Below are 26,529 nucleotides of genomic sequence, written 5' to 3' on the forward strand. Positions count from 1 at the left end.
CACAAAGCCATCGCCTCGCGCAAAGGTCAAACCGCGCGGCGTGCAACGAGCGCATGACAGGGCAGCCCAAGCCACTGTGAGTGCAATCACATTATCGGCTCTAAGGAACCAGCACCATGCCACGACGGCGATGGCCGCCGTGACCGCATGCTGTTGCAGTGCGGCTTAATGATCGTCACCGGGATAAACGATGCTGCCGCAAGTCGTTGACGGGGGTTTAGCCGTGGTTTGATAATGCGATTTCGCTAGAGTAAGGTCCTCGGGGCGCAGGCTGGAAGCGGCGCCATCTCATTGCAATGCCGCGATCTGGATTTGCCGCGATTATGAAAATCCGCCTTGCCTTGCTCGCCACGCTGATTTTTTCAATCGCGTCGCCGACCCTGTCCTTCGCCGCCGGCGATCGTTTCGCGCTGGTCATCGGCAACGCCAAATATCCCGACGCTGACGCGCCGCTGAAGGAGCCGGTCAACGACGCGCGTGACGTCGCCGACGAGCTCAAGCGCGACGGCTTCACCGTCGAGGTCGGCGAGAACCTGACCGGCGACGGCATGCGCCGCGCCTTCGACCGGCTCTATGGCAAGATCAAGCCGGGCTCGGTCGCGCTGATCTTCTTCTCGGGTTACGGCATCCAGTCGAACCGGCAGAGCTACATGATCCCGATCGATGCCCAGATCTGGGCCGAGGCCGATGTCCGCCGCGACGGCTTCAGCCTCGAGACCGTGCTCGGCGAGATCAACAGCCGCGGCGCCGGGGTGAAGATCGCCCTGGTCGACGCCTCCAGGCGCAACCCGTTCGAGCGCCGCTTCCGCAGCTTCTCGGCGGGGCTTGCCCCGGTGATCGCACCCAACGGAACGCTGGTGATGTATTCGGCCGCACTGTCGTCCGTGGTCTCGGACAATGGCAGCGACCGCAGCCTGTTCGTGCGGGAACTGCTGAAGGAGATCCGCACCCCCGACCTGATGGCGGAGGAAACGCTGAACCGCACCCGCGTCGGCGTCACCCGCGCCTCGCGGCAGGAACAGGTGCCGTGGATCTCGTCGTCGCTGGCCGAGGATTTCTCGTTCATTCCAGCCGGCGCAGCCACTCCAAGCGGCGCAGCCACGCAAAGCGGCGCAGCCACTCCAAGCGGCGCGCCGGGACCGTCGAGCGCTGCGCCCGCGCCGGCCGCATCGCCGTCGCCCGAGGTGGCAACGGCACCGCCGGTCTCGCCGCCGGCGCCGCCAGCCCCGCCCGCCGCAACGCCGAAGCCGACGCCGACGCCTCCGGCGGCAACCGCGCCGACGCCACCACCCGCGCCGCCGAAGCCAGCCGTCGCGACAGCACCGGCGGCACCACCGCCTCCGCCAAAAGCGCCCGAGATCGCGCTGCCGCCACCCGCGCCTCCGCCGCCGGTGGTGATCCAGCCCACACCGGCTCCGAGCAATTCGCCCGTGCTCGCCGATGATCCGACGATCAAGAGCCTGAACGAAAAGCTCGACAAGAACCCGGATGACGCGGCTGCGCTGTATCGCCGCGGCCAGGTCTTTGCCAGCAAGGGCGCCTACGACCTCGCGGTCAAGGACTTCACCAATTCGCTGCGGCTGAACCCGAAGGACGTCGAGGCCTATAACAACCGCTGCTGGGTCCGCACCGTGATCGGCGACCTGCAGGCGGCCCTCAAGGACTGCAACGAAGCGTTGCGGCTGCGCCCGAATTTCGTCGATGCGCTCGACAGCCGCGGCCTGATGAACCTGAAGGGCGGGCAGAACAAGAACGCGATCGCCGATTTCGACGCCGCGCTGAAGATCAACCCGCGGCTGACCTCGTCGCTGTACGGGCGCGGCCTGGCCAAGAAGCGCAACGGCGCGGTCGCGGAAGGCGATCTCGACATCGCCAACGCCAAGGCGATGGACCCGAATATCGTCAAGGAATTCGCCGACTACGGCGTGCAATGACAACAGGCCGAGACCCGCCCGCGGCTCGAACCGCGGATGGAATTGCGCGACTAATCAGAGGGTGCGTGCCGGGCAGCGATGCCCGCGATCAATCTGAAGCGTTGCATGGAACCGCGCCAGCCGGCGCAGGAGGGACCGAAATGTTCAAGCCGTCGGCAAGGGCCGCGATCCTTTCAATCGTAACCGTCGGCGCCGTGCTGTCGTTCGGCATGGCGGCCGCCTGCGCTGGTGACGTGACCGAGGACCAGATCATCAAGGCGCTGACGCCCGAGAAGAAACCGCTGACCCGCGGCCTTTCGGCCGGCCCGCAGACCTCGCCCGGGCTGAATGCCGACCAGGCCAAATTCGTGCAGAGCGTCCGTGGCCGCGCCACCCGCTCGCTGTCCTCGGCTGAGCGCGAGGAAATCGCGACCATCGTCCAGGACAAGCCGAAGATCGATCTCGAGATCAACTTCGATTACAACTCCGCCGACATCAGCGCCAAGTCGCTGCCGTCGGTGCAAGCGCTCGGCCGCGCCCTGACCAATCAGGACCTGAAGGGCTCGACCTTCGTGGTCGCCGGCCACACCGACGCCGCCGGTGGTGAGGACTACAATCAGGGCCTGTCGGAGCGCCGTGCCGACGCCATCAAGCGCTATCTGGTCGACAAATATGGCATCAACGGCACCGATCTCGTCACCGTCGGCTATGGCAAGAGCAAGCTGAAGGACCCGAGCCACCCGATGGCGGACGTCAACCGGCGCGTGCAGGTCGTGAACGTCGAAAACAAGGACACCGCCTCCAAGTGATGGGCGGTGGCGTGGCTCCTTTTTAAGGTTACAATGCGTCCCGCACCCCGGCGGGGCGCATTTGCTTTGGGGCGAATGCCCAAAGCGGCCACAGGTGACCCGCCTCACATGACGTCAGGGCATGATCCGGAACAATGGACCCCGGCCTTTCCGATGCCCACACACTACGACGGCGAGATGAGACTTCGACGAGCGCCCAAGACAATCCCTGTCGATACGCGCCAAGTTCTGGATTGATCAGGCGATGAATTTCTCCCAGTACCTCAAGCCTGCGCTCGGCACGGTGGTTTTCCTCGCGCTGGCTGTCGCCTATTACGCGTTCGAGCACCGCTCCCATCCGGAGGAGAAGGAGACGCCGGGCCAGGCGCTGGTCGTGGTGACGAAGTCGACCAATGCCTGCTTCTCCGACATGGTCCGCGTCACCGGCTTTATCGTGCCGCGCCGCGAGGCGCAGGTGAATGTCGACCAGGACGGCTCCAAGGTCACCGACGTGCTGGTCCGCGAGGGTGACACCGTGACCGAGAACCAGGAACTGGCGCGGCTGACCCCGCCGCCGCAGCAGGCGGCGCAGGGCAATGCCAAGCCGGTCGTGCTGCGCGCGCCGGCCGCCGGCCTTGTCACCGAGGTGCGCACCGCGCCCGGCGCCCCGGCTTCGCCGCAGGCGCCGCCAATGTTCAAGATCTCCGTTAACAACGAGATCGAGCTCGACGCCGAGGTGCCGGGCTTCCAGCTCCTGAAGCTCAATCCCGGCGCCAATGTCCGGATCAGCCGCGACGACGCGCCCGACATCGTCGGGAAGGTCCGCCAGATCTCGCCGCAGATCGATCGCGCTACCCAGCTCGGGCACGTCCGCATCACCATCAACAACAATCCGACGCTGAAGGTCGGCATGTTCGCGCGCGCCAATATCGACGCCAAGCGCTCCTGCGGCGTCGCGGTGCCGCGCACCGCGATCGACCGCCTGACCTTGCAGGTCGTGAAGGGCAATACGGTCGAGACCCGCAGGGTGCGCGTCGGGCTGACCTCCGACACCTCGACCGAAATCCTAGAAGGCCTCGACGTCGGCGAAATCGTCGTGGCCGATGCTGGCACCTCGCTGCATGACGGCGACCAGATCAAGACCATGTTCGCCGACGAACTCGATCGCACGCGATCACGCTAATTCGGGCACGCTCATGGCTTTGAACATCTCGGCATGGTCGATCCGGAACCCGCTTCCCTCGATCGTCTTCTCGATCATCCTGCTGGTGCTGGGATGGGTCTCCTTCACCAAGCTCGCGGTGACGCGGCTGCCGAGCGCCGACATTCCGGTGATCTCGGTTGCGGTCTCGCAGTTCGGCGCCGCGCCTTCGGAACTCGAGTCGCAGGTCACCAAGACGATCGAGGACGGCGTCTCCGGCGTCGAGGGCGTGCGCCATATCTCCTCCTCGATCACCGACGGCCTGTCGGTGACCACGATCCAGTTCGCGCTGGAGACCAACACCGACCGCGCGCTCAACGACGTCAAGGACGCGGTGACGCGGGTGCGCGCCAACCTGCCGCAGAACGTCACCGAGCCGTTGATCCAGCGCGTCGACGTGATCGGCCTGCCGATCGTGACGTATGCTGCGATCTCGCCCGGCAAGACGCCGGAGCAGCTATCTTATTTCGTCGACGACGTGGTCAAGCGCGCGCTGCAGGGCGTGCGCGGCGTCGCCCAGGTCGAGCGCATCGGCGGTGTCGAGCGCGAGATCCTGGTCTCGCTTGATCCCGACAAGCTGCAGGCGGTGGGGCTCACCGCGGTCAATGTCAGCCAGATCCTGCGCGGCACGAACGTCGACGTTGCCGGCGGCCGCGCCGAGATCGGCAAGAACGACCAGGCCATCCGCACGCTCGCCGGCGCCAAGACGCTGAACGAGCTCGCCGGCACGATGATTCCGCTGTTCGGCGGCGGCGAGATCCGGCTCGACGATCTCGGCACGGTCACCGACACCATCGCCGACCGGCGCACCTTCGCCCGCTTCAACGGCGAGCCGGTGGTGGCGCTCGGCATCAAGCGCTCCAAGGGCGCCAGCGACGTCGTCGTCGCGGCAGCGGTGCAGAAGCGGATCGACGCGCTGAAAGTTGCCTATCCCGACGTCGACCTCAAGCTGATCGACACCTCGGTCGAGTTCACCAAGGGCAATTACGAGGCCGCGATCTCGACCTTGTTCGAGGGCGCGATCCTCGCCGTCATCATCGTGCTGCTGTTCCTGCGCGACATGCGCGCCACCATCATCGCCGCGGTCTCGCTGCCGCTGTCGATCTTCCCGGCATTCTGGGCGATGGACCTGCTCGGCTTCTCGCTCAACCTGGTCTCTTTTCTCGCCATCACGCTGTCGACCGGCATCCTCGTCGACGACGCCATCGTCGAGATCGAGAACATCGTCCGCCACATGCGGATGGGTAAGACGCCCTATCGGGCCGCGCTTGAGGCTGCCGACGAGATCGGCCTCGCGGTGATCGCGATCTCGCTCACGATCATCGCGATCTTCGCGCCCGCGAGCTTCATGTCGGGGATCGCCGGGCAGTTCTTCAAGCAGTTCGGCATCACCGTGTCGGTGCAGGTGTTCTTCTCGCTGCTCGCCGCGCGCTTCGTGACGCCGATGCTGGCCGCCTATTTCCTCAAGCATCATGACCACGACGACCCGCCGCCCGGCCGCATCCTGCGCAGCTATCACGGCCTCGTCACCTGGTCGGTGAAGCACCATTACGTCACCGTGCTGATCGGCTTTGCGGTGTTCGCCGCGTCGATCTGGAGCATCACGCTGCTGCCGCAGGGTTTCCTGCCGGCGCAGGACACCGCGCGCTCGCTGCTGGCGATGGAGCTGCCGCCCGGCTCGCAGCTGGCCTACACCGAGAAGGTCACCGAGGAGATCGTGGCGCGGCTGCGCAAGCGGCCCGAGGTGCGCAGCGTGTTCGTCGACGGCGGCCGCGTGCCGCCGGGCATCCAGGAAGTGCGCCGCGCCGCGCTGATCATCAACTACACGCCGAAGGCGGACCGCAGGATCACCCAGCGCGAGCTAGAGCTGTCGATCGGCAAGGAGCTCGATAACGTCCCCGATATCCGGTTCTGGTTCCTCGACGAGAACGGCCTGCGCGCCATCTCGCTGGTCGTCACCGGCACCGATAGCAACATCGTCAACAACGTCGCCAGCGAACTGGCGACGCAGATGAAGCGGATCCCGATCATCGCCAACGTGATCTCAGAGACCGCGCTCGACCGGCCCGAGCTGCGCATCCGCCCGCGCGCCGAGCTCGCGGCGCGGCTCGGCGTCTCGACCGAGAGCCTGTCGCAGACCATCCGCGTCGCCACCATCGGCGACGTCGGCCCGGCGCTGGCGAAATTCGACGCCGGCGAACGTCAGGTGCCGATCCGCGTCCAGCTCGAGGACAATGCGCGCAGCGACCTGCAGATGCTGGAGCAGCTGCGCGTGCCGCTCGGTGCGCGTGGCGAGCGCGGCGGCGTGCCGCTCTCCGTCGTTGCCGACATCCAGCTCGACCAGGGCCCGACCAGCATCAACCGCTACGACCGCGAGCGCCAGGCCACCGTCGCGGCCGACCTCGTCGGCAATGCCGCGCTCGGCGATGCCACCAAGCTGATCTACGACCTGCCTGTGATGAAGAGCCTGCCGAAGGGCGTGAAGGTCAGCCCGTCCGGCGACGCCGAGAGCCTCGCTGAACTCTCCGACGGCTTCGCCACAGCGATCACCGCCGGCCTGATGATGGTCTATGCCGTGCTGGTGCTGCTGTTCGGCACCTTCCTGCAGCCGATCACCATCCTGTTCTCGCTGCCGCTCTCGATCGGCGGCGCGATCGGCGCACTGCTGCTGACCGGCAAACAGCTCACCACGCCGGTGTGGATCGGCATCCTGATGCTGATGGGCATCGTCACCAAGAACGCCATCATGCTGGTGGAATTCGCGGTGGAGGCGATCCGCGACGGCAAGGCGCGCGAGGAGGCGATGATCGACGCCGGCATGAAGCGCGCCCGCCCGATCGTGATGACCACGATCGCAATGGCCGCCGGCATGATGCCGTCGGCGCTGGCGTTCGGGGCCGGCGGCGAATTCCGCTCGCCGATGGCGCTCGCGGTGATCGGCGGCCTGATCTTCTCGACCGTGCTCTCGCTGGTGTTCGTGCCGGCGATGTTCATGGTGATGGACGATATCGGCAGCCTGATCTGGCGCTTCGGCAGACGGCTCGTGGTCTCACATGCCGACCACGAGCTGACCCCGAGCGAGCCCGAGGCTGACAAGGCCAAGAAGCCCGGCCCGCCGAGCATGATCTCTCCCGCCGCGGAGTGAGCTGAAGCCGCGCCTCGCCAGCGGCGCCGCTAAAGCATGGTGAAGTCAGGTTTGGCAGCGGTCGCGCAGGCCGCCGTCGCAGGGGCGCGCTGCCAAAATATCGAAAACAACCCCATGCAAAGTAGCCGGCGGCCGCCGGCGTTCGCAACGGCAGCTTGACTCGTCGGGCAAATCAGCGGTATTTTTCCATTATCCAGAAATCGTGCAGACGCCCCTTCACCTTGCTCAGTGTCATCACCCGCGCATGCGGGTGATCCAGTATTCCAGAGACCGCAGTGCTTGAGCCGAGAGGCTGCGACGTACTGGATCGCCCGGTCAAGCCGGGCGATGACCACGGTGGACGAGGATATGGCGGCGCGCCGAAGCGAGTCCTGTCGCGCTCTAATACAGCCGCGTGCGATAGGCCTCTTCCATCGTCTTCTCGGCGACCTCGACCTCGATCGCGGCGGTCTGCTCGGCGATGATGCGGCCGAGCGTCGGGAAGCTGTGGCGCTCGACCTGGGCGGCAGGATTCCAGAGCTTTGATCGCATCAGCGCCTTGCCGCAATGGAAGTAGGTCTCATCGACGTGCACCTTGATGCCGATGATCGGCGTGACGTTCTGCACCGTCAGCGGCGTCAAGAGATCCGGCTCCTGCGAGATCTCGGCTCGCCCGTTGATCCGCAGGGTCTCGTTGATGCCGGGCACCATGAAGATCAGGCCGACCCCGGGTGAAGCGATGATATTGCCGAACGTGTCGACCCGGTTGTTGCCACGGCGGTCCGGGATCAGCAGCGTCTTGTCGTCGAGCACCGAGACGAAGCCCGGCGCATCGCCGCGCGGGCTGGCGTCGGCATGGCCCTTGCCGTCGCTGGAGGCGATGACCAGGAACGGCGACAGCGCGATGAAGTCGCGGCAGAACTTGTCGAGATGGTCGAGCACCTTCTTCTCGGCAAGCGGGCTCAATTGCCCGAAATGCGCGCGAAGATCCTCCTGCGACTTGACCGGCGGCTTGCCGCCTGCGCCCTCGTGACCCATAGCGAACCTCCCTTTGTTGTTAGTCTATACCGCGTCGATGCCGGAATCGATCCTCGCCGTCTGGCGTGCGCCGGCCGCGACCGCAAAGCCCGGCTGGTCGAAGAAATCGCGGCCCGGGATCGCATCGAGCAGGTCGCGGGTGTAGGCCTGACGCGGCGCGGTGAAAACCTCGGCCGTGGTGCCCTCCTCGACGATACGCCCCTTCTGCAAGACGATGACGCGGTCGGCGATCTCGGCGGCGATGCGCAGATCATGGGTGATGAAGATCATCGCGAGCCGCATCTCCTGACGCAGCTCGGCGAGCAGCGCCAGCACCTGGGCCTGCACCGATACGTCGAGCGCCGACACCGCTTCGTCGGCGATCAAGACCCGCGGCTTGAGCGCAAGCGCCCGCGCGATGCAGATGCGCTGCCGCTGGCCGCCCGAGAATTCGTGCGGATAGCGATCCGCTGTCGTCTCCGACAATCCGACCCGAACCAGCAGCTTCCTCGCCTGCGCCATCGCCTCGGCCCGCGCGGTGCCGTAAGCCATCGGGCCGCGCGCGACGGCATCGCCGACCTTCTGGCGCGGATCGAGACTGGCAAACGGATCCTGAAACACGACCTGAAGCTGCCGCCGCGCCTGGCGTAGCGCTTCACCACGCAACAGCCGGAGGTCGGCGCCGCCGAAGCGGATGGCGCCGGCATCCGGCTCGGTCAGCCGCATGATCATGCGCCCGAGCGTCGACTTGCCGGAGCCGGATTCGCCGACGACGGCCAGCGTCTCGCCCTCGTGCAAGGTCAGCGAGATGCCGTTAGCAGCGACGACCTCGCGTGGCGGCTGCAACCAGCCGCGCTTGACCCGAAAGGTCTTCTGCAGGCCGACGACTTCCAGCAGCGGCTCCGGTCGCACGATTGTCTCATGGATGTCGGCGAGCCGCGCCTTCGGCACCGCGTCGATCAATTCGCGCGTGTAGGCGGCCTGCGGATTGCGCAGCACCTCGCTGACCGTGCCCTGCTCGACCACCTTGCCGTGGCGCAGCACCACGACGCGATCGGCGACATCGGCGACGACGCCGAAATCATGGGTGATCAGCAACACGCTCATGCCGCGCTCGCGCCGGAGATCGTCGATGAGGCGCAGGATCTGGCGCTGCGTCGTGACATCGAGCGCGGTGGTCGGCTCGTCCGCGATCAGCAGCGCGGGCCGGTTGGCCATCGCCATCGCGATCATCACGCGCTGGCGCTGGCCGCCGGACAGTTCGAACGGGTAGCTCTTCTCCAGCAGTTGAGGATTCGGCAGCCCGACCTGCGTCAGCAGCGTCTGCACCCGCGCGCGGACCTCCGCCATCGACGGCGTCGGCCGCTGGTGCGCCAGGATCATCTCCTCGATCTGCTTGCCGACCCGCTTGAGCGGATTGAGTGAGGACAACGGCTCCTGAAAGATCATCGCGGCATTGCCGCCGCGCAGGTTTCGCAGCCCGCGACCGTCGAGCTTCGACGGATCCTGCCCCGCGACCGTCACAGTGCCGGACACGATGTCGACGCCCCGCGGCAACAGCTGCAGCACGGCATGGGCGATCATCGACTTGCCGGAGCCGGATTCGCCGACCAGACAGACCACCTCGTTCGGCTTGATCTCAAACGACACATTCTCGACCGCGAAGGGCCGGTCGCCACCTTTCGGAAGCGCAATCGAGAGACCCTCGACGGCAAGAACCGGCGCGCTGGGCTGCATGGCGTCGCTCATGACCGGCGCCTCGAGACACGCGGGTTGAGGACATCGGACAGGCCTTCGCCGAATAAGTTGATCGCCAGCACGGTGACGAGGATGGCGAGACCGGGAAACACGCTCATCCACCACGCATTGCGGATCACGGTGCGTCCCGCGCCGATCATGAAGCCCCATGACATCAGATTGGGATCGCCGAGCCCCATGAAGGACAGCGCGCTTTCCAGCAGGATCGCGGTGGCCACCGTCAGCGACGTCACGACCAGGATCGGCGAGATCGCGTTCGGCAGGATGTGGCCGAGCACGATGCGCCCGGTGCGCTCGCCCTGGCACAGCGCCGCCTCGACGAACTCACGATGACGCAGGCGGAGGAATTCCGCGCGCGTCAAGCGCGCCAACGGCGGCCAGCTCACCGCACCTATGGTGAGGATGATCGTGAGCAGCGATGGATTGAAGGTCGCGACCAGCAGGATGGCCAGGACGAAGGCCGGAATGGTCTGGAACAGTTCCGTCATCCGCATCAACACCAGATCGACCTTGCCGCCGAAATAGCCTGAGATCGCGCCGACCACGACGCCGATCGCCATCGCTGCGAGCGCCGATGCGATGCCGATCAACAGCGAAACGCGCGCACCATAGGCGACGCCGGCCGCGACATCGCGGCCGAGCGTATCGCCGCCGAGCCATAAGCCGTCCTCGCCGGGCGGCGTGAACGGCGCACCGACCATCTCCCAGGGCGAGACCGGGAACACGATCGGCGCGATGATCGCGACGACGACAACGATCAGCAGCAGGACAAGCCCGATCATGCCGCTGGAATGACGCAGGAAGGCGCGCACCGTCTCCATCACGCCGCTCCCGTGGTCATGCGCGGATCGATCAGCCGGTAGACCAGGTCGGTCAGGAGATTGAGCGCGATCACGACGATCGAGAGAATCAGGAAGATGCCGAGCAGGACCGGATAGTCGCGTTGCAGCAGCGCCTCGAAGGTCAGGCGACCGAGGCCGGGCCAGGCGAACACCGTCTCGATCACCACGGCGCCGCCGACCAGCGCACCGGCCTGCATGCCGGCGACGGTGACGACCGGCACCAGCGCATTGCGCAGCATGTGGCCGACAACGATACGCATGCCGGACAGGCCCTTGGCGCGCGCCGTCTTGATGAAATCCTGCTGCGCGACCTCGATGATCGAGGAACGCATCAGCCGCGCATAGATCGCCAGATAGATCGCCGCCAGCGAGGTGACCGGCATGATCATGTGCTTCATGATGTCGAGCGCATGCGCGATCGGCGAGAGCTGGACGTTGATGGTCTCGTAGCCGAACGGCGGCAGCCAGCCGAGCGTCACCGAGAACACCAGCACGAGCATCAGGCCAAGCCAGAACACCGGCGTCGCGTACAGCACGAGCGAGAGCACGGTGAACACCGTATCGAGCACGCTGCCCGCCGCGAGGCCAGCCAGCGCGCCGAGCGCGGTGCCGATCAGGAGCGCGAGACAGAACGCCGTGACCGTCAGCAGCAGCGTCGCCGGTAGCCGTTCGAGGATCAGATCGACGACCGGACGGCGCTGGCGGTAGGAGTAGCCGAGATCAAGCCTGACGACGCGGCCGAGGTGGCTGACGAGCTGTACGAAGTACGGCTTGTCGAGTCCGTACTCCTTGCGCAGATCGTCGAGCAGTTTCGGATCGGACGCACCGGATTGCCCGGCCATCACCTGGGCCGGGTCGCCGGGGGCGGCCCGCACCAGCACGAAGTTGAACGTCGCGATGACGAGGATCACGGCGACGAGCTGGGCGATGCGGCTGATCGCCTGGAGCCCGATCGCCGCTGCGCTCCCGAGCCGGGTCACGATTTGTAGACCGACCCGAAGGTTTCGTGCGAGCCGATGCCCGTGGTCACGATGTTCTTGAACGCCTTGTCGTAGATGATGGGATATTCGATCTCGAGCGTCCAGGCCACCGGCACATCCTCGACCAGGATCTGCTGCACCTTGCTGTAGAGCTCCTGCCGCTTGGCTTCATCGAGCGTGATTGCGGCCTCGTCGAACAGTTTGTCGACCTCGGGATTGGAGTAGCCTTGCGTGTTGGAGAACAGGATGCCCTTCTTGATGTTCGACGAAATATAGGTGCGCGCCACGCCGAGCGCGGGATCGCCGAGCTGGTAGAGCAGGTTCTGGGTCATCTCGTAATCCCAGTTGCCGACCTTCTCGGCCCAGCCGGCCATGTCGGTGCCGACAAGCACGAGGTCGATGCCGACGCGCGCAAAGCTCTGGCGGAAGAATTCGCCCGCGCGCTGATAGGACTCCCCATAGGGCGGCACGATATACTTGATCTCGGCCCGCTTGCCGTTGGCGCCCACTTTCAATCCCATGTCGTCGAGCAGCGCCTTGGCCTTGTCCACCGAGAACTCGTAGCGTTTCACGTTCGGATCGTAGAACCGCGTCTTCGACGAGATCGGGCCGGTCGCGACCTTGGCGTTGCCGAAATAGACCCGCTTGCTGAATGCCTCGCGGTCGATCAGGTGCATCACCGCCTGCCGGAACCGCTTGTCGTTCATCGGCGCGATGCGGTTGTTCATCTCGAGCCACTGATGCGGCGCGAAATACTCGTAGCCCTTGGTGGTGAACTCGAGGTTCTTCTGCGCCTTGAAGCGCTGCACGTCGTAGAATTCGACGTCGGACCATTGCACGAGCTGCACGGTGCCGTTCTCGAGCGCGAGCGCGCGCGACGCCGCGTCCGGAATCACGCGGTAGACGATCTCGTCGAGATAAGGCTCGTCCTTCAGATAGTAGCCATCGTGGCGGACGAGGTGAACATGCGAGCCGCGCACCCATTCCTTCAGCTTGAATGGCCCGGTGCCGATCGCCTTGTCGTTCTCCGGGTTCTTGCGATAGTCGGTGCCGTCGTAGATGTGCTTGGGCACGATCGGCGCAGAGGTGCAGTCGAAGCAGCCGATGAACGGCGCGAACGGCTGCTTCAGCTTGAATACGACGGTGAGCGGATCGGGCGCTTCGGCCGACGCGACGCGCGAGAAATTCTGCCGCGCGCGCGGATGCGTCTCCACCAGCAGCTTCATGCAGCTGAAGACCACGTCTTCCGAGGTCATCGGCTTGCCGTCGTGGAAGGTGATGCCGGGAAACAGCTTGAATGTGTAGGTCAGGCCGTCGGGCGAGATCTCCCAGGACTGCGCCATGCCGGGCATCGGCTTGAGGTCGGCGCCGTATTTCAGCAGGCCTTCATAGATCTTGCCGCCGAGCGTCAGGGTCGGCTGCTGCTGGTTCAGCGCGGTCACCAGAACCGGCGGCTCGGGCTGGATGATGGTGTTGAGCGTTCCACCGCGGGTCTGGCCCGCCGCCCGCGTGATGCCGAACGGGATGGCTGCACCGCAGGCCAGCATTGCCTTGGTGAATTCGCGTCTGTTCATCGGACCTCTCCGTCGCCGCGCGTCAGGCATTCGATTTCGGCGAATGTCGCGGGGTGAGGCATTGTTGCCAAACGCCCTATCCCGCGCTACCTGATTGGGGACAACAACCATCGCGATCGGGCCAACTGGCCCGGAAGATGCATAAGCACCCTGCGAAAACGACGATCGATCAGGAGCTCACGACACTTGAAAGTCGCAGCGCGACGAAATGACACCGCCGGTTTGCGCGTATGCCGCAAGCAAGCCGGTCCCGTAGCCGCCGCGCATTATGCCGGACAACTGCAACAGGTCGAACGGCCGCTCGCGGCGATGGCGGCCTCCTATCCGAACGAAAGCACGAGCGCGCGACACGCGCACCGACGCGATCAGTTCATTCTGCAGACCGCAGGCGTGACCTCGATGATGACCGAGCGCGGCCATTTCGTCGTGCCACCTGGCCACGGCCTCTGGATTCCGGCCGGCGTTGCGCACCAATCGCGTGCATGGGGCGAGGTCGAGATCCAGACCATCTATGTCACGCCGGATCGCGTGCGGAATGCGCCGGCAACCTGCCGCCTGATCAGGGTTTCCGCATTGGTCGAAGCACTGATGGAAGAAGCGGTGCATATGCCGACCCGTTACGACCCGGAAGGACGCGACGGCCGGCTGGTCGATTTCCTGCTGGATGAGATCGGCAGGATGCCCGAAGTGTCGCTGCATGTGCAGGTGCCGCCCGATCCGCGGCTCGCCGCGATCTGCGAAGCTGTGCTGCTCGATCCGAGCTCCGATCTCACGCTCGACCAATGGGCCGACCGCAGCCAGCTCAGCCGGCGCACATTGACGCGCCTGTTCCGTCGCGAGACCGGACAGAGCTTTGCGGCCTGGCGCCAGCGCGTGCGGCTGCTCGAAGCGCTGGCCCGGCTCGGCGCCGGCGAAGCCGTCACCTGCGTCGCGCTCGACGTCGGCTATGACAGCCCGAGCGCTTTTGCCGCGATGTTCAAGCGCGAGCTCGGCGCCGCGCCGCGCCAGTATCTGCGCTGGGCCGATCCCGAAGTGGTGTTGAGGTAGGCGCATTCGCGTCGCGCACTCGCGGAACGCAAAACCCCTGCGGTCAACGGGAAAGACCGCAGGGGTTTGCAGGTGGATGGCGTGAGGCCAGCAAGGCTGGGTGTCACCCCAAGGACCGGCAGGCGGATGAAAGCGATACCCGCCTCGTCATGCAAGCAAGTCTTTTAGGCAGGAGTGCGTCAACATTCGCAAGCAAGGCGCGCGAGAGGACGGCGATCCTCGCGCGCGCGTTGCATGCAACCGCTTAGTCGTTGCGTGCGACCGCCGTCAGCTTGGTCATGTTGTGCAGCATGATCCGGCCGCGCTGCAGGTCGACGATGCCGTCCTTGCGCCAGGTCTGCAGTTGCCGGTTGACGCTCTCACGCGCCGCACCGACGAAGATGCCGAGCTGTTCCTGCGAGATGTGCACCTCGGAACCGAAATCCTCGGCCAGCGCGCACAGCCGGCGCGCGAGGCGGACCGGCAACGGCTGCAGCACGGATTCTTCCATCCGCTCGCTCTGCCAGCGGATGCGCTGGCACAGCAATTCGATCAGGCGGACCGCGACCTTCGGCTCGCGCTCGAGGAAGCCCAGGAAATCCTCCCGCCGCAAGACGAACAATTCGGTGGGCTCGCCCGCGGTCGCATCCGCGGTGCGATCCTGACCGTCGAGGACGGCGACTTCGCCGAACAGATCGCCGGACCCCATGAAGTTCAATGTGAGCCGGCTGCCGTCGGAGGCACCGGTTTCGATGCGCACCTGGCCGCGGCGGACCCCAAACAGGGCGTCGCCGGGATCGCCTTTCTGGAACAGCACCTCTCCGGTGGCGAGCTGCTGGGTGTGGCAGAGGCCCGAAAGCCGCGCCAATTCGTCCGCACCGAGATCGGCGAACATCGGGTTCATTTTCAGAATGACCGCAAATTCGGCCTGTTTGCTCATTGTATTGCCTTCCAAATCGATCCGAGCGGTCCCCCGACGCCCGGTTAGCAACAATCACCCTCATAAGAGTGTGTGAGAGGTCACATAAGTTCATGCTGGTAACGGATTATTTTTCGCCTCGTTGGAGCGCGGTCCCGTTTGCGGGATAATCTCGTGCGATCGGCCGTGCCTTTCCGCGGCGGAACCCTCTCTGCCCGGCCTGGAATATCGAGATGAGAGCACTGAAATTCGCCGGGGCCGCCATCGCTGCCGTGATCGTGATCATCGCGCTGGTGGCCGCGGTCGGGATCCCGTCCTCGATCCTCACGTCGGCCATCACCGACCGGGTCGAGCGCGAGACCGGCTACACGCTCGCCGTCAATGGCGGCGCCAGGATTGGCCTCTGGCCGACCGTCAGTCTGACGCTGCGCGACGTCGTGCTGCAGGACCCGCGGGAGCGCGAGGCCAACAACCGGTTCGCAGCTGATCGGGTCGAAGCCGAGATGACGCTGTCGAGCCTGTGGTCGGGCCAGCCCGACATCACTGACCTCGTGATCCTCAAGCCGGTGATCAATCTGCCGCTGCAGCGCGAGCGCACCCGCGACCACAATCCACCGGCGAAGTCTTCCGCGTCCGACAGCGGCGGCCTCACGATCCGGCATGTCAGCGTCAGCGGCGGCACCATCGTGTTCTCCAATGTGCGCGACCGGGTCGAGAATCGGATCGAGACGCTCAATGCCGATGCGACCATCGGCTACGACCGCAGGATCGTCGTCACGGGGAGCGCGGGCGCCGGTGACAAGCCGCTGAAGTTCGAGATCCGCGCGAGCGCGCCGCAAGCGCCGCTGGACCATCAGAGCGTGCCGGCCGAGTTCAACATCGATGCGCCCGGCCTATTGCCCGCGCCGATCAAGGCGAATGCGGAAGCGCGCTTGAACGGCACGGTGGTGATGTTCAACGGCGTGTCGGGCACGCTCGGCGATGGCGGCTTCACCGGCTGGGCCTCGGTCGACTTCGCCAGCAACAAGCCGCTGGTGAAGCTCGATCTCGACTTCCAGCGCATCTCGATGGCGCTGACACCGAGCCAGCCCGATGCGGCGCAGCCATTGGGCACCAACATTTGGAGCAACGCGTCGATCGATCTCGGCGGGCTGAACTATGTCGACGCGCAGGCGCGCATCTCGGCGGCGGAGCTCGTGATCGGCGACGGCCGCTTCGCGCAGGCGGCGATCGATGCATCTGTTGACAGCGGCGTGCTGAAGGCCCGGCTCGCCGATCTCGGCGCCTATGAGGGCACCGCCAACGGCGACGTCACGATCGATGTGAGAACCACCACTCCGACCTACGCGCTGCGGCTCGATCTCGCCGGCGTGCGCGCGCTGCCGGTGCTGCGGAGCCTCGCCGAATTCGACAAGCTCGACGGCAAGATGCAGGCGAAGATCGCGCTCGCCTCGCAAGGCACCAGCGCGCGCGCCATCGTCCGCAGTCTCGGCGGCACTGCGTTCGTCGTGTTCCAGGACGGCAAGATCCTCGGCCTCAACGTCGCGCAGATGATCCGCAACCTCACCACCAGCACCTTGTCGGGCTGGCAGCAGGGCCAGGAGCTGTCGACCGATCTCAGCCAACTCTCGGCGTCGTTCAAGCTCGACAAGGGCCAGGCCGTCACCACCGATCTCAACCTGATCGGCCCGCTGGTGAAGATGAGCGGGGTCGGCACCGTCGATCTCAACACCCGCCAGATCGGGTTCCGCGTCGAGCCGCAGCTCGTGATGACCACAGAGGGCCAGGGCCGCGTCGGCAACCCGGTCGGCCTCGGCATTCCCGTGATGATCGAGGGCCCCTGGGTATCCCCGCGGATCTATCCAGAGATGCAGGGCATCCTCGACAACCCACAGGCCGCCTACGCCAAGCTCAAGGAGATGGGCAAGGGCCTGTTCGGGGCTAATGGCCAAGGGCTGAGCCAGGGCCTCAACGGGCTCAGCAACCTCCTCAACGGCGTGCAGGGCGGCGGGACCGGCGCGCAGCCCGGCACGGGCCAGGCGCCAGCCGGTGCGGCGGCCGGCCAGAACAACCCGCTCGGCGGGCAGCTCGGCGACACCATCGGGAACCTGCTGCAGCAGGGCCTTTCCACCCTCAATCAGGGTAGCGCCTCCCGCCCGAGCCGCAGCCTGGCACAGCCCAACCCGGACGCGCCGGTGGCCGCCACGCCACCGCCCGCCCCTCCGCCGGCCGACACCGCCGAGCAGCACGACAATCCCGCGATGAACGACGTGCTGCGGCAGCTGTTCAACCGCTGAAATATTCCCGAATATCCAACGCTGGAATGCAGGGCTAACCATGCGACGGGAGGCCCCGCCTTGCCCGGCCGATCCGTGCTAAACAGCAGCGGATACAGTGGCGCACCCGACTGATTGGAGGGGAACGGACGAGGCTGGATGAACGGGGCACCGGACAAGGGCAAGAACTGGTTCCTGCGCGGCGGCCTGTTCGCCAAATACGTCCTCGCGCTGGTCGGCCTCGTCGTGTTCGTGCTCGCGGTCAACGGCGCGCTCGAGACCTGGATCAGCTATCGCGGCATCAAGAGCACGCTGACCGACGCCATGAGCGAGAAGGCGGACGCCACCGCCAAGCGCATCGAGCAATCGATTTCCGATCTCGAGCGCCAAATCTCTTGGGTGACCCGCGCCTCCTCCAACACGATCGAACTGCGCCGCGCCGATTATGCCCAGCTGCTCGGCCAGGTGCCGGCAGTGAACCAGCTCACCCTGATCAACGGCCAGGGCCGCGAGATGCTGCGGCTGTCGCGCCAGACCGTCACGCTGAACTCCAATGCCGACCTCTCCCGCGACCTCCGCTTCACCGAGGCTGTCGCGCGCGGCACCGCCTACGCGCCGGCGTACTTTCGCGACGAGCGGCCGTATATGTCGATCGGCGAGCAGCATTCCGGCTTCAATGCCGGCGTCACGGTGGCCGAGATCGACCTGCGCTTCCTGGGCGATTATTTCGGCGATTCCCAGGTCGGCCGCACCGCCTATGCCTATCTCGTCGACGCCAAGGGCCGCGTGCTGGCGAGTTCGTCGAAGGGCCCCGAAATCGGCAAGGACCTCGCCGCGCTGCCGCAGGTGGCGGCGGTGTTGTCGCCGAGCGGCAGACCGATCGCCTCCGGCAAGGATGTCGACGGCAACGCGGTGCTGACGACCGCGACAGCAGCGCCGGACCTCGGCTGGCACGTGTTCTATGAGCAGCCGACCGCGCAGGCGCTGTCGCCAATCCGCGACCAGCTAGTGCGCATCGCACTCCTGATCGCGCTCGGCCTCGTGGTCGCGATCATCGCCGGCACGATTCTGGCGCGGCGCATGCTGGTGCCGATCACCGCGCTGCGCGCCGGCGCGCGGCGGCTTGGCGATGGCGATTTCGGTCACCGCATCGAGGTGAAGACCGCCGATGAGCTGGAAGAGCTCGCCGGGCAATTCAACAGCATGGCCTCGCAGCTCGCCGAGACCTATTCCGGCCTCGAAGGCAAGGTGAAGGAGCGCACGCGGGATCTCGCGCAATCGATCAACGAGCTGAAGGTGCTCGAGGAGGTCGGCCGCGCGGTGGCGTCCTCGCTCGACCTCAACGCCGTGCTGCCGACAGTCGCCGCCCGCGCGCTCGAGATCACCCATGCCGACGCCGTGCTGATCTATGGCTATGATGCGACACAGCGCACGTTCAACCTGACGCAATCGATCGGCATCGACGCCGAAGCCGAGGGCCATCATCGCGCGATCGACGCGGCGAACAGCCCGCTCGGCGAGGCCGCGGCGAAGGGCGAGCCACTGGCCTTCCCTGATCTCGCGGCAAGTGCCGATCATCCGCTGCGCGATGTCGTGGTCGGCGCCGGCTTCCACTCGGTGCTTGTGGTGCCGCTGGTCGACCAGCAGGGCGTGCTCGGCTCGCTGGTGGTGCTGCGCAAGGCGGCCGGCGATTTCCCCGCGAGCCTGATCGGCCTGATGAAGACTTTTGCGCACCAGGCCGTGCTGGCGATGCGCAATGCGCGGCTGTTCACCGAAGTCGACCAGAAGAGCCACGCGCTGGAGCAGGCCAACACCACCGTGCGCGAGCAGGCCGACAAGCTGCGCGAGCAGACAGAGCAGCTCAAGGACTGGAACAAGTCGCTGGAGCAGCGAGTCGAGACCCAGCTCGGCGAGATCGAGCGCATCCGCCGGCTCGAGCGCTTCCTGGCGCCGCAGGTGGCGCAGCTGATCGCCTCCTCCGACAATCCCGAAGGCCTGCTCGACAGCCACCGCCGCGAAGTCACCGTCGTGTTCTGCGACCTGCGCGGCTTCACCGCCTTCACCGAGGCGACCGAGCCGGAAGAGGCGATGAACGTGCTGCGCGAATACCACGCCGCACTCGGCAAGCTGATCTTCAAGTACGAAGGCACGCTCGACAAATATGCCGGCGACGGCGTGATGATCCTGTTCAACGCGCCGATCCAGCTCGCCGACCACACCGCGCGCGCCGTGCGGATGGCGGTGGAGATGCGCGACACGGTCGGCCCCCTGACCGAGAAGTGGCGCAACCGCGGGCATAGCCTCGGCTTCGGTATCGGCATTGCGCTCGGCTACGCCACACTCGGCCAGGTCGGCTTCGAGCAGCGGCTGGAATATGCCGCGATCGGCAGCGTCACCAACCTCGCCTCCCGCCTGTGCGGCGAGGCCAAGGCCGGCCAGATCGTGGTGAGCCGCCGCGTCTACGGCATGGTCGAGCCCCATGTCGAGGGCCGCGCCATCGACGACCTCGTGCTGAAGGGTTTTAATCACCCGATCCTCGCCGCGGAGATCCTGAGCTGGAAGGGCGAGCCGTCAGCGGAGGCGGCAGCGGAGTGATCCGCGCTTTCTCCATTCGCCCTTCCGAGCGGGAACCCGCTACCGTCCGAACCTTGCATTCGCGCGGAAAGTGTGTATATTGGGGCCATTCGATTAGCCGTTGCGCCTTGTTGAATGGTCAGAACGGCCCTCCTCCAAAGACATCGTCAGTTGAATGGATGGCGCGCGATTCTGCGCAACACATGCGCAGACGCGCATTTTGGAGAAGAGAAGATGGCGACAGGTACTGTGAAGTGGTTCAACGGCCAGAAGGGCTTTGGTTTCATCGAGCCGAGCGATGGCAGCAAGGATGTGTTCGTTCACATCAGCGCAGTCGAGCGTGCCGGTCTGACTGGCCTGGCTGAAGGCCAGAAGGTCTCGTTCGAGCTGAAGACCGACAAGATGCGCGGCAAGACCAGCGCCGAGAATCTTCAGATCGTCTGAGGTTCTTGCTTCGGCATGATTTCCGCGCAAACGCGTTCCGCGTTTGTCGCGATCATGCCAGTTCGTCATTCCACGGATGTACTGGGATGACGTTGCGGCCCGCTCGATCCACCCGGATTGGGCGGGTTTTAGCATGTCTTGCTGCGCGTGATCTCAAAGCACGTCGCATCGCGCCGTTCCGTGCAACAGCCGCGAAGCGTTCGCAGAGGGATCATGCCTTGGAGAGATTGCCGATGACCGCCAGGAAGCCCACGCCATCGCCCGCAAGCCTCGCCAGGGCCGACCGCCAGCGGCTTGCGGCCGAGGAAGGCGCGCGCGCCATCGCCGAGGTCGAGCGCGACGCGACCGCGATCCGCAAGAACATGGAGCGCCTGCGCGCCCTGCGCGAAGCCCGCGAGGCCAAAGCTGCGGCCGAGGCCGAGCTGGCACCGGCACCGATCGCCAAGAAGAAGGCGCGCGTGAAGCGCATCGTGCGCTGACGCTGCACTGTGGGCGCCGTCATTGCGAACAAAGCGAAGCAATTCATCTTGCCGCAAACGGCGACAGGAATTGGATTGCCGCGTCGCTGACGCTCCTCGCAATGACGGCTCTGCGCGACCGTTGGTCCCGTCATACTGAGGTGCGAGCGGAGCGAGCCTCGAAGGATGGACGGCCACCAGTCGGGCCGTCGACCCTTCGAGACGCGCGCAAGAGCGCGCTCCTCCAGCGACAACGGCAAAGCCGTTGCGCGGGGGTGACGGAGCGGCAGCACAACGGCGCTGCACCCAATCTAGTCCCCGATCAACATACGCGCTCGCGGAACGAGAGTTGGGGGTGACGTCAGGTCAAATTCTGATATTCAGAACAACGCAAGTGGGTAGAAAATAACGGCTGCTGCGACATTGCTTTCATTTCCGCGAACTCCCACGGGCCTCAAATCAACATCCAGTGAATCTGTTTGCTTCTGCAATCACGATCACGACCCCTCCCACCCCATCGCAGGAATAACCCATCCCCCACCTCGCTCGCGTCATGACGGGCGCGCGGAACCGCGCACTCGCTGAGAACAAGAACACGCGAGGAATGGGTTTGATGACAGGATTGGACGGGACGCACGCTGCGGCGTCGGTGGTGGCGCTGCACTGCTCGCTGGGGTCGGGACGGCAATGGACGAAGCTTGCGGGCGCGCTCGGTGGCACGCCGTTCATGGCGCCGGATATTTCCGGCTATGGCGTCGCCGCCTGCGGGCGCGACTGGCCGCGGACGCTGGATGGCGAAATCGCGCGGCTCGAGCCCTGGCTCGCCAAGGCCAAGGGGCCGATCCATCTGGTCGGGCATTCCTATGGCGGGGCGATCGCGTTTCGGCTGGCGACCACGTCGCCTTATTCGCAGCGCATCCGCAGCCTGACGCTGATCGAGCCTGTCTTACCGACGTTGCTGCGCGACGGCTCCGCCGACGTGCGGCTGTACGATCGCTTCGCGCGGATCGCGCAGGTGGTGTCGCAGGATATTTTCGACGGCGCGGCGCTGGAGGCGGTCGAGGCGTTCACCGCGTTCTGGGCCGGCTCCGGCCCGCGCGAGCAGTTCTCGCCGAGCGGGCGGCTGCGGATGATCGAGCAGGCCGACAAGCTGCCTTACGATTTCAACGCCGCGCTCGATCTCGACGGCGTGGCGGCGGCCGCGCGTTCCTTGCGGGTGCCGACGCTCTTGGTGTCGGGCGGGCTGTCGCCCTATGTGACGCAGCGCATTGTCGCAAAACTCGCCGCGATCATTGATGGCGCCGAGGTGCGGCATCTGCCGGCGGCCGGTCACATGCTGCCGGTGACGCATGCCGAGCGGGTCAACCCGGAGATCCTGCAGCACATCTGGCGTGCCGAGGAGCTGGCGAAGCTGGAGCTCGCCGCGTGCGCCGGGCCGACCGAGGCGGCTGCCGCCGCGGCGCAGCCGGCTGGCTCGGCGAGGCCGCATCTGGTATTCAGGAGGCCCTCATTTTGGGAATAGTTTGCCGATGATTTTGCGTGTGAGGCGATTGATGGGTTTCGCTGCGCTCTACCCATCCTACGCAGCCGCTCTTGGCGCCTCGGTGCTGTTCATGCTCGCGGCTTCTCCCGCGCTTGCCGCGGGCGAGGCCGACGCGGTGCCGAAGGGCGCGGCGGTGACGGTGCTGAAGGCCTCGAAATTCTGCTTCGGCAATATCGTCGAGGTGTCCGGCATCGTGCTGCCGCGCGACGAGCAGCAGGTGCGGCCGGACCGGTTCGGCTTGAAGGTGGCGGAGGTGAAGGCCGATCCCGGCGACACCGTCACCGCCGGCCAGGTGCTGGCGCGGCTGACCGACGGCACCAATTCGATTAACCTCACGGCGCCGGTGGCGGGCACCATCTCGGCGTCGTCGGCGATCATAGGCAGCCCGGCCTCCGGCAAGGATGCGCTGTTCTCGATCATCGCCAGAAACGAATACGACCTGGTCGGCATGGTGCCGACCCGCGACATCGCCAAGCTGAAGACCGAGCAGACCGCGCGGCTCAAGATCATCGGCGCCGGCGAGATGGACGGCAAGGTGCGGATGATCGCGCCGACCATCGAGCCGAACAGCCAGCTCGGCCAGGTGTTCGTCGGCATCGGATCGAACCAGCGGCTGCTGGTGAATTCGTCCGGCCGCGCGCAGATCAAGACCGGGCAGAGCTGCGGCGTCGCGGTGCCGCTGACCGCGATCCTCTATTCCACCGCCGGCACCGTGGTGCAGGTGGTGCGCGGCGGCCGCGTCGAGACGCGGCGGGTCGAGACCGGATTGATGTCGGCCGGCCAGGTCGAGATCCGCGACGGCATCTTGGAAGGCGACATCGTCGTCGCCCGCGCCGGCGCGCTACTGCGCGAAGGCGATCCGGTGCGGCCGGTGGGTACGAGCGCGGACGCGAAGTAGGCGCCGTCACATTCACAGTGTCGTCCCGGGCAAGCGCAGCGCGACCCGGGACCCATAACCACGAACGCGAATTGTGCTGAAGAGCTGTGGCCACAGCGCGCTTCAACAACTCAGCCCTGTGGTTATGGGTCCCGGCTTTCGCCGGGACAACGTGGGGAAAGAGTCGGGCTCAACCGCCGAGCTTGATGTCTTCCAGCAACGAGGACGACACGCTCGGCACCTGCTCGCCTTCGCTGGCGCGGGAGATCGCGACGCGGGTCTTGTTGAAGGCGGTCTCGGCGCCGGCCTGGGCGTTGAGGTTGTTGATCAGCTCGGAGACCAGGACGCTGTTGGCACCCTTGGAATCGTCGGCGACTTTGCCCGGCGTCGCCGAAGTCAGCACGATGGTGTTCTCCGGCGGGCTGATCGGGGCGAGGCCGTGCGAGAAGGCGCGGAAGCGGCGCTCATAGGGATTGCGGCGCGAGGCATCGAGCACCACGAGCTTGGCTTTCGCGCCACGCTCCTTCATCGCATCGAGCACGGACTCGACGCTGACGCCGGTGCGCTTGACGTCGGCTTCCTTCCAGATCGTGGCATCGACCGGGATCATGTAGCTCTCGCGGCCGACCTGCACGCCGTAGCCGCCGAAGAACAGCATCACGACGGTGTCGGGGCGGATCTTGGCCTTCATGCGCTCGACCGCGCGGAACATATCGTCCTTGGTCGCGTCCTCGACCACGTCGACGTCAAAACCTTCGCGGCGCAGCGCCGACGACAAAGTGCGGGCATCGTTGATCGGCTGGGCCAGCGGCGCCGCGGCGTCCGGATAATGGCCGTTGCCGATGATCAGCGCGAGGCGGGAGGTGCCGGCCGCAATGCTGCCGGTCTGACCGGCGGTGACGGAGCCGGCGACGGTCCCCTTGGCTACGTCAGGTGTCCGCTTGTTGAGCGCGGCATGGGCGCCAATCGCCAGCGACACCGTGCCGGCCACCGCCACGCAGACGGCGATGGTGCGACGGGAAATATGAAGCTGCCTAAGGTTCATAACGTTCTAGTCCCAATCTCTATCCCGATGGCGTTCGAGCGAAATCGCGCCAGTTAGTCGCGTCAGTGACGATCAGGTTTAATGGGGTTGAGGTGTGTGTGCCGTTGAATTCAGCTCAATTTGCGGCGCCGCAACAAATACTCCCTTAACCCGGCCGGACCGCCGGAGCAACCCGGTTTGCAGCATGCTGCCGCCCGGCACAGGCCATTGACGCCGTTAAGATCCCGTTACGTGACTTCGGTCACATTTGTATTTCGTAGGGATTCATATAGCTTTCCAAAGACTTGCGCGTTTGGGGGAGGACCGGAGGAAACACCGCCGGGGCGGCGGCGTTAACCGGTTCCTTGAGAAAGGCATTCATGAGCCTTCACGAAATCGCCGGGACGGTGTGCCGGGCGCTGACCGCCAGGAAGGACGGCCCGTCGCTTTACGACGTCTGCGACCCCGTGCTGCAGGCCTACCGCGGCGGCGATGCCCATCTCGGGAAGTTCTACCGGACCGCGCTGGGCAATCCGCCGCTGCGCGCGCTGCTCCGCCGCACCGGCCTGCCGGCCCTCAACGACCCCGACCGCCTCGCGGGCCTGCGCGCAGCGCTGAGGGAGGCGCGCGACGCCGCGGCGCCGGACTGGGCCGCGATCGGCGCCCCCGTCGCTCACCTGATGGACGGCATCGGCGTGCGTCACCCCGCCCCGCCAGCCGCGACCGCACCTCACCACCCGCCCGCGATGGCCGAGATGGACCGCGTAATCCGCTTGACCGGCGCGCATCTGCTGCGTTCGTTCGGCAGACGCGGCTTCATCCCGACCTATGCCGCCTTCAACCTGATCGGCGATGCCGACATCAGCGGGCGCGAGATGTTGATGGCGCTGACCGGGCTGAACGCGCGCGGCTACAAGAACTCGACGCTGTTGTTCAGCCTGGCGCGCATCTTCATCGCGCATTCGCCGGCGCGCGCGCTGATCAACCCGCCCTGGCGCGGCATCGCCGAGCCGATGTGGGAGCCGGTGCAGATCCGCCACCGCTCGGCCTATTACGACGCCTTCTTCACCGAGGCGCTGCTCGGCTTTGTCGAGACCGGACTTGCATCACCCGATGAGGCGGGCGCGGCGCGGCGCGCGGTCGCCGAGATGGTGGACTTCTGCCTGAAGACCAGTGCCGAAGAGGTGCCGTCGCATGACGGCTCGGTCGTGAAGGTGATCACCGCGCTGGCGCCGGGACGGCATCCACGCTTCTCGCGCTTCTTCGCCCAGATCAAGCAGGACCTCGGCTTCGGCGTCTATGTGCCCGACTGCGACACCACGGCGTGTTCGTTCTCGGCCGCGACGCAGGCTGGCTCCGACGATCCGATCCTGCAGCAGCCGCTGCTGGATTTCTACCGCGGCTACCAGGTCCGCGCCGGCGCCAACGAGCCGCGCGTCACCGTGCCGCTCAACGACAATATCGATTACGAGGGCGGCGTCGTCACCTGGATCGACAATCTCAAGGGCGAGCGGCCCTACGGCAACGACCTCGATCCGACGCTGAACCTCGACATCCTCGAGGTCTCGTTCCGCAACCTCACGCGCTGGCGCATCCTCGAGACGCCGCAGCGGCTGGAGACGGTGCATCGCATCATCGCGTTCCAGAAGAATCTGGTCGAAAGCGGCGCGTTCAGGAATCCGCGCTCGCATATCTATTATCTGCCGGAGCTCTATTCGGCGTATTTCGGCCGCTGCTACGCCGCCTTCATCGCACTGCCGCTGGCGGCGCAGCGCGTGATCGATCCCGGCAATGTGTTCGCGCTGATCCGCGCCCGCGTGCTCGGCTATGTGCAGGGCGAGCTGATCACGCATGAGATGAACCCGTTCGACGCCGCGCTCGCGCTGATGGCGCTGGCGCATCTTGGCGCCGAGGTCTCGACCTTCACGCCGGCACTGCACTGCATCGTGCAGGGCCTCGGCGAGGGCGGACGCAAGGGGCCCTACAGGGCCTATGAATGGAATAAGATGAAGACGCCGACCCGGATCCTGGTCGGCGGACCCGAGGTGACGTCCGCGTTCGTGCTGATGGCCCTCGCGCTGGCCAGGAAGCGGATGGTTGCGGTGTAGCCGTGTAGGATGGGTAGAGCGAAGCGAAACCCATCAATTTTGTCCGCGGGGTGAGATGATGGGTTTCGCTGCGCTCTACCCAT

Annotated in this window: 19 protein-coding genes; 12 read left to right on the plus strand and 7 right to left on the minus strand. The window is 65.9% G+C overall.

Going from position 1 to position 26,529, the window contains the following annotated elements; translation table 11 throughout:
- The first annotated feature begins 323 nt into the window (after positions 1-323).
- From Q0030_RS30585 to Q0030_RS30600, 4 genes are all read left to right on the plus strand, one after another.
- Complete coding sequence (locus Q0030_RS30585; protein WP_298375730.1) at positions 324-1,934, plus strand: caspase family protein; 1,611 nt, start codon at positions 324-326, stop codon at positions 1,932-1,934.
- 140 nt (positions 1,935-2,074) lie between these two features.
- The gene (locus tag Q0030_RS30590) at positions 2,075-2,722 is read left to right on the plus strand and encodes an OmpA family protein (protein WP_298375732.1); all 648 of its coding nucleotides are present in this window, start codon (positions 2,075-2,077) and stop codon (positions 2,720-2,722) included.
- Between the two features lie 244 nt (positions 2,723-2,966).
- Positions 2,967-3,884 (plus strand): efflux RND transporter periplasmic adaptor subunit, encoded by a 918-nt coding sequence (locus tag Q0030_RS30595; protein WP_298375734.1) that lies wholly within the window; start codon positions 2,967-2,969, stop codon positions 3,882-3,884.
- Positions 3,885-3,897: 13 nt separating this feature from the next.
- Positions 3,898-7,047, plus strand: coding sequence for an efflux RND transporter permease subunit (locus tag Q0030_RS30600; protein ID WP_298375737.1), 3,150 nt, complete (start codon positions 3,898-3,900; stop codon positions 7,045-7,047).
- 381 nt (positions 7,048-7,428) lie between these two features.
- On the opposite strand, the gene Q0030_RS30605 is transcribed toward Q0030_RS30600, so the two are convergent.
- Genes Q0030_RS30605 through Q0030_RS30625 form a run of 5 tightly spaced genes read right to left on the minus strand, consistent with a single transcriptional unit; the run spans position 7,429 to position 13,197 of the window.
- The gene (locus Q0030_RS30605) at positions 7,429-8,064 is read right to left on the minus strand and encodes a pyridoxamine 5'-phosphate oxidase family protein (protein WP_298375739.1); all 636 of its coding nucleotides are present in this window, start codon (positions 8,062-8,064) and stop codon (positions 7,429-7,431) included.
- Between the two features lie 24 nt (positions 8,065-8,088).
- Positions 8,089-9,792, minus strand: a complete 1,704-nt coding sequence (locus Q0030_RS30610; protein ID WP_298375742.1) for an ABC transporter ATP-binding protein — start codon at positions 9,790-9,792, stop codon at positions 8,089-8,091.
- Positions 9,789-10,622 carry an ABC transporter permease gene (locus tag Q0030_RS30615; protein ID WP_298375744.1) on the minus strand — a complete coding sequence of 278 codons (834 nt, stop codon included), beginning with the start codon at positions 10,620-10,622 and terminating at the stop codon, positions 9,789-9,791. The genes Q0030_RS30610 and Q0030_RS30615 overlap by 4 nt, the downstream gene beginning before the upstream one ends.
- Positions 10,622-11,623 (minus strand): ABC transporter permease, encoded by a 1,002-nt coding sequence (locus tag Q0030_RS30620; protein WP_298375746.1) that lies wholly within the window; start codon positions 11,621-11,623, stop codon positions 10,622-10,624. Before Q0030_RS30620 ends, Q0030_RS30615 begins: the two co-directional genes overlap by 1 nt.
- Positions 11,620-13,197 carry an ABC transporter substrate-binding protein gene (locus Q0030_RS30625; protein WP_298375749.1) on the minus strand — a complete coding sequence of 526 codons (1,578 nt, stop codon included), beginning with the start codon at positions 13,195-13,197 and terminating at the stop codon, positions 11,620-11,622. Before Q0030_RS30625 ends, Q0030_RS30620 begins: the two co-directional genes overlap by 4 nt.
- Before the next feature lie 186 nt (positions 13,198-13,383).
- Between Q0030_RS30625 and Q0030_RS30630 the strand changes: the two genes are divergently transcribed.
- Positions 13,384-14,244, plus strand: a complete 861-nt coding sequence (locus Q0030_RS30630) for a helix-turn-helix transcriptional regulator (RefSeq protein WP_298375751.1) — start codon at positions 13,384-13,386, stop codon at positions 14,242-14,244.
- 244 nt (positions 14,245-14,488) lie between these two features.
- Here the strand turns inward: Q0030_RS30630 and Q0030_RS30635 are convergent, their stop codons facing one another.
- On the minus strand, positions 14,489-15,163 hold the full coding sequence (locus Q0030_RS30635; RefSeq protein ID WP_212316557.1) for a Crp/Fnr family transcriptional regulator: 675 nt from the start codon (positions 15,161-15,163) through the stop codon (positions 14,489-14,491).
- Between the two features lie 212 nt (positions 15,164-15,375).
- Between Q0030_RS30635 and Q0030_RS30640 the strand changes: the two genes are divergently transcribed.
- The 6 genes from Q0030_RS30640 (at position 15,376) to Q0030_RS30665 (ending at position 23,335) form a co-directional block, all read left to right on the plus strand.
- The gene (locus Q0030_RS30640) at positions 15,376-17,439 is read left to right on the plus strand and encodes an AsmA family protein (RefSeq protein WP_298375755.1); all 2,064 of its coding nucleotides are present in this window, start codon (positions 15,376-15,378) and stop codon (positions 17,437-17,439) included.
- A 138-nt stretch (positions 17,440-17,577) separates the two neighbouring features.
- Positions 17,578-20,013 (plus strand): adenylate/guanylate cyclase domain-containing protein, encoded by a 2,436-nt coding sequence (locus tag Q0030_RS30645; protein ID WP_298375757.1) that lies wholly within the window; start codon positions 17,578-17,580, stop codon positions 20,011-20,013.
- A gap of 213 nt (positions 20,014-20,226) precedes the next feature.
- Positions 20,227-20,436, plus strand: a complete 210-nt coding sequence (locus tag Q0030_RS30650; protein ID WP_029084280.1) for a cold-shock protein — start codon at positions 20,227-20,229, stop codon at positions 20,434-20,436.
- 233 nt (positions 20,437-20,669) lie between these two features.
- Positions 20,670-20,915: a hypothetical protein gene (locus Q0030_RS30655; protein WP_298375764.1), complete on the plus strand. Its 246-nt coding sequence runs from the start codon at positions 20,670-20,672 to the stop codon at positions 20,913-20,915.
- 592 nt (positions 20,916-21,507) lie between these two features.
- Positions 21,508-22,416 carry an alpha/beta fold hydrolase gene (locus Q0030_RS30660; RefSeq protein ID WP_298375766.1) on the plus strand — a complete coding sequence of 303 codons (909 nt, stop codon included), beginning with the start codon at positions 21,508-21,510 and terminating at the stop codon, positions 22,414-22,416.
- Positions 22,417-22,507: 91 nt separating this feature from the next.
- Positions 22,508-23,335 carry an HlyD family efflux transporter periplasmic adaptor subunit gene (locus tag Q0030_RS30665; RefSeq protein WP_298375824.1) on the plus strand — a complete coding sequence of 276 codons (828 nt, stop codon included), beginning with the start codon at positions 22,508-22,510 and terminating at the stop codon, positions 23,333-23,335.
- A gap of 169 nt (positions 23,336-23,504) precedes the next feature.
- On the opposite strand, the gene Q0030_RS30670 is transcribed toward Q0030_RS30665, so the two are convergent.
- Positions 23,505-24,359 (minus strand): caspase family protein, encoded by an 855-nt coding sequence (locus tag Q0030_RS30670; protein ID WP_298375769.1) that lies wholly within the window; start codon positions 24,357-24,359, stop codon positions 23,505-23,507.
- Positions 24,360-24,718: 359 nt separating this feature from the next.
- Here Q0030_RS30670 and Q0030_RS30675 point away from each other — a divergent pair, with 359 nt between their 5' ends.
- Entirely contained in the window at positions 24,719-26,446 is a 1,728-nt protein-coding gene (locus tag Q0030_RS30675; protein WP_298375772.1) for a hypothetical protein, read from the plus strand.
- Positions 26,447-26,529: the final 83 nt, after the last annotated feature.

Origin of the sequence: uncultured Bradyrhizobium sp., from assembly GCF_947648125.1 — a bacterium.
Lineage (GTDB): Bacteria > Pseudomonadota > Alphaproteobacteria > Rhizobiales > Xanthobacteraceae > Bradyrhizobium.

Excerpts from the sequence above, each read along its gene's own strand:
- Q0030_RS30640 (WP_298375755.1), top strand. The coding sequence starts at position 15,376 with ATGAGAGCACTGAAATTCGCCGGGGCCGCCATCGCTGCCGTGATCGTG.
- Q0030_RS30585 (WP_298375730.1), top strand. The coding sequence starts at position 324 with ATGAAAATCCGCCTTGCCTTGCTCGCCACGCTGATTTTTTCAATCGCG.
- Q0030_RS30660 (WP_298375766.1), top strand. The coding sequence starts at position 21,508 with ATGACAGGATTGGACGGGACGCACGCTGCGGCGTCGGTGGTGGCGCTG.
- Q0030_RS30655 (WP_298375764.1), top strand. The coding sequence starts at position 20,670 with ATGACCGCCAGGAAGCCCACGCCATCGCCCGCAAGCCTCGCCAGGGCC.
- Q0030_RS30600 (WP_298375737.1), top strand. The coding sequence starts at position 3,898 with ATGGCTTTGAACATCTCGGCATGGTCGATCCGGAACCCGCTTCCCTCG.
- Q0030_RS30625 (WP_298375749.1), bottom strand. The coding sequence starts at position 13,197 with ATGAACAGACGCGAATTCACCAAGGCAATGCTGGCCTGCGGTGCAGCC.
- Q0030_RS30670 (WP_298375769.1), bottom strand. The coding sequence starts at position 24,359 with ATGAACCTTAGGCAGCTTCATATTTCCCGTCGCACCATCGCCGTCTGC.
- Q0030_RS30645 (WP_298375757.1), top strand. The coding sequence starts at position 17,578 with ATGAACGGGGCACCGGACAAGGGCAAGAACTGGTTCCTGCGCGGCGGC.
- Q0030_RS30675 (WP_298375772.1), top strand. The coding sequence starts at position 24,719 with ATGAGCCTTCACGAAATCGCCGGGACGGTGTGCCGGGCGCTGACCGCC.
- Q0030_RS30665 (WP_298375824.1), top strand. The coding sequence starts at position 22,508 with ATGCTCGCGGCTTCTCCCGCGCTTGCCGCGGGCGAGGCCGACGCGGTG.
- Q0030_RS30610 (WP_298375742.1), bottom strand. The coding sequence starts at position 9,792 with ATGAGCGACGCCATGCAGCCCAGCGCGCCGGTTCTTGCCGTCGAGGGT.
- Q0030_RS30650 (WP_029084280.1), top strand. The coding sequence starts at position 20,227 with ATGGCGACAGGTACTGTGAAGTGGTTCAACGGCCAGAAGGGCTTTGGT.
- Q0030_RS30595 (WP_298375734.1), top strand. The coding sequence starts at position 2,967 with ATGAATTTCTCCCAGTACCTCAAGCCTGCGCTCGGCACGGTGGTTTTC.
- Q0030_RS30615 (WP_298375744.1), bottom strand. The coding sequence starts at position 10,622 with ATGGAGACGGTGCGCGCCTTCCTGCGTCATTCCAGCGGCATGATCGGG.
- Q0030_RS30590 (WP_298375732.1), top strand. The coding sequence starts at position 2,075 with ATGTTCAAGCCGTCGGCAAGGGCCGCGATCCTTTCAATCGTAACCGTC.
- Q0030_RS30635 (WP_212316557.1), bottom strand. The coding sequence starts at position 15,163 with ATGAGCAAACAGGCCGAATTTGCGGTCATTCTGAAAATGAACCCGATG.
- Q0030_RS30605 (WP_298375739.1), bottom strand. The coding sequence starts at position 8,064 with ATGGGTCACGAGGGCGCAGGCGGCAAGCCGCCGGTCAAGTCGCAGGAG.